This is a genomic window from Paenibacillus sp. 01L418, assembly GCF_056400045.1.
This window is the reverse complement of the sequence record NZ_JBFTSN010000625.1, coordinates 1-2,840: the sequence shown is the minus strand read 5'-3', so window position 1 is coordinate 2,840 and position 2,840 is coordinate 1. Positions and strand designations below refer to the sequence as shown.

Annotated in this window: 3 protein-coding genes and 2 pseudogenes; all 5 read left to right on the top strand. The window is 46.4% G+C overall.

The features are described 5' to 3' along the window. Positions 1-83 (top strand): annotated as a pseudogene (locus tag AC1DSE_RS33795) (stage III sporulation protein AC); the annotation flags it as partial. Positions 84-122: 39 nt separating this feature from the next. After that, entirely contained in the window at positions 123-518 is a 396-nt protein-coding gene (gene spoIIIAD, locus AC1DSE_RS33790; protein ID WP_054024281.1) for a stage III sporulation protein AD, read from the top strand. 8 nt (positions 519-526) lie between these two features. After that, on the top strand, positions 527-1,771 hold the full coding sequence (gene spoIIIAE, locus AC1DSE_RS33785; protein ID WP_441910507.1) for a stage III sporulation protein AE: 1,245 nt from the start codon (positions 527-529) through the stop codon (positions 1,769-1,771). A gap of 17 nt (positions 1,772-1,788) precedes the next feature. Further along, positions 1,789-2,544: a stage III sporulation protein AF gene (gene spoIIIAF / locus AC1DSE_RS33780; RefSeq protein ID WP_477510514.1), complete on the top strand. Its 756-nt coding sequence runs from the start codon at positions 1,789-1,791 to the stop codon at positions 2,542-2,544. A 32-nt stretch (positions 2,545-2,576) separates the two neighbouring features. Then, positions 2,577-2,840: pseudogene (locus tag AC1DSE_RS33775) on the top strand (stage III sporulation protein AG); the annotation flags it as partial.

The window sequence follows — 2,840 nt, the reverse complement described above, 5'->3', positions numbered from 1 at the left end:
GATTTGTTGTCGTTTTGTTTATGGTTGTTCGAATGCTTAATGAATTATTCCAAGAAATTAAATCGATTTTTTTGTTCCAGTAGACATCATCATTTAGAAGTGATTGCAAGCAGGTGAGCCAGATGGAAATGATTCAAATCGTTGGTCTTGGTCTGATGGCTTCGGTACTCATTATTGTCGTTCGAGAGCAAAAGCCGATGTTCTCCTTTTTGCTCGCCGCGTTTACGGGATTGTTTATATTCCTGTATTTGATCGGCAAAATCGAAATTGTCATTTCCGTGCTTGAGGATCTGGCTAATCGATCAGGTATCCCTTCCATTTACTTGAAGACGATCTTGAAAATAATCGGAATCGCATATATTGCTGAGTTTGGAGCACAGATCGTCAGAGATGCAGGGCAAGAAGGAATTGCCTCAAAAATCGAATTTGCCGGCAAAGTGTTTATTCTGGTTATGGCTGTCCCTATTATCAGCGTCATTGTCGAGACAGTAATCGGGCTGCTGCCGGATGGGGGTTGAAGCGAATGATGAAGCTGACTCCTGCACGTGAACGGGCCAAGCTGTTGCTGTTCATCTTTGTATCCATGATCATTTTATCAATCGCTCCGACAGTTACCTATGCCATTAGCGGTGAGAGCGCAGCGCCGGTTTTGGATAATCAAGCTAACGCGGATGAGCTTGCAAAAGAGCTGACAACCCAGCAGATTGGCGGATTGGAAACGGGTGCTGTTGAGTCTTACTGGAACAATCTCCGAAGCGAGTATGGCGGTTTTTTCCCAGAGCAGCATATTCCAAGTTTTATGGAGATGATTCTTCCAGGAGGTGATGGCCTAAAGCTAACGGATATGCTGAGCGGCTTGCTGAAGTATTTATGGCATGAGGTGCTCTATAATGGCAAGCTCCTTGTGACAATAGTGATGCTGACGGTGTTCAGTATGGTGCTCGAAACGCTGCAAAATGCTTTTGAACGAAACGCGGTCAGCAAGGTAGCCTACTCGATTACGTACATGGTGCTAATCATTATCGCGGTAAACAGTTTCCATGTCGCAATGGGTTATGCAAAAGGAGCTATTGAAAGCATGATTCAATTTATGCTTGCGATGGTCCCGCTGCTGCTAACGCTGCTTGCTTCAATGGGCAACGTAGTCACCGTATCGGTTTTACATCCATTGATTATTTTCATGATTCATGCCGTAGGAACACTCATTTACACGCTAGTGTTTCCATTATTGTTCTTTTCGGCCGTGCTTCATATAGCAAGTGCTTTATCAGAAAAATTCAAGGTTACCCAACTAGCTAATCTGCTGCGAAACATTGGAGTAGGCGTTATGGGAGTGCTGCTGACGGTTTTTCTAGGAGTCATCTCCGTACAAGGGGCGACAGGAGCGGTTACAGATGGCGTTACACTGCGAACGGCTAAGTTCGTAACAGGAAATTTCGTCCCTGTTGTAGGGAGAATGTTTTCCGATGCGGCGGATACAGTCATCTCTGCTTCCATGCTTGCGAAAAATGCAATTGGCTTAGCAGGTGTCATTATTCTGCTCTTCATCAGCGCATTTCCTGCAATCAAAATTTTGACGCTAGCGCTCATTTATAACATTGCTGCTGCTGTCATGCAGCCGCTGGGAGAATCACCGATCGTCACCTGCCTAGAGACGATCGGCAAGACGATGATTTACGTATTTGCGGCTTTGGCTGCTGTCAGTCTTATGTTTTTTCTTGCGGTTACGATCATTTTGACTGCAGGCAATGCGGCGATGATGGTCAGGTAAGGAAGGGGACGAGAGCTGTGATTGCTTGGTTAAGTGACTGGCTGAGAGATATTATTGCAGTCATTCTTCTGGCAGTGTTCGTCGAACTTCTGCTCCCGAACAAAGCAATGCAGCGCTACGCTCGGCTAGTAGTCGGCTTGTTCATCCTTCTGACGATACTCTCACCCATATTGAAACTTATACAAAGCGACATTGGAGCCAAGCTGGATGAAGGAATGGACAATTGGAGCAAATCTGCCATGAAGGTTGAATCGCAAATGAGCGGATTAAACCAAATTAAGCGAGATGCTCAGGCGATGAGCGATAAGCGCAGCCTGGAAGCTGCAAAATTAACGGAACGAACATTGGAAGCATCCATTCGAAATGAGCTGGTCGAGCGGACAAAAGCTCCTATAGCAGAGGTTGATGCCATATTGAAATGGACTACTGTTTCCGGTAAAGCAACTCCCTATATTAGTGAAGTAACCGTGACACTCAAGGCAGCAGATAACAAAAAAAGCTCGTTTAAGGAAGAGGCTTCCGTGGAAGCAGTACAGCCCGTTGTTGTAGATGTTGAAATAGCGCCTATTGAAGGTGGAAGCACAGTTCCAAGCGGTATAGATGATCAAGCTGCTCTGGAAGCATCTACGGAAACGGAAAAGACGGAAGGGAATTGGTCAAGAGCTGATCCAGCGACTTCAGCTGCAATAAGCAGCTTGATTTCGAAGGGGTGGGGGCTTGCTGAAGATCAAATCATCGTAAGACAACCTGCGGATCAACAAAAGGCGAAGTGAGAGGTTCAAGGATGGAGAGGGGGTAAGGCGCGGTGGCCAAATGGCTTGATGGCATAGAATCAGCGGTTGGCGGCGGTCCTGGCGGTCCAAAGCGAGTGCGGACACTGCGAATTTTATTAATCATAGGGGGGATTGGTGCAGCACTGATGATTCTAAATTCATTTTTACCCTATAAAGGAGTTGAGCCCTCTGTGCAAGAACCTAATCCGCCRCCTCAGTCGGAGGCAGCTTGGGGCAATTCGGTTACCTCAGGAAGTTCAGTGTTCGCCACTCTCGAAAATTCCTTAGAAGTAAGG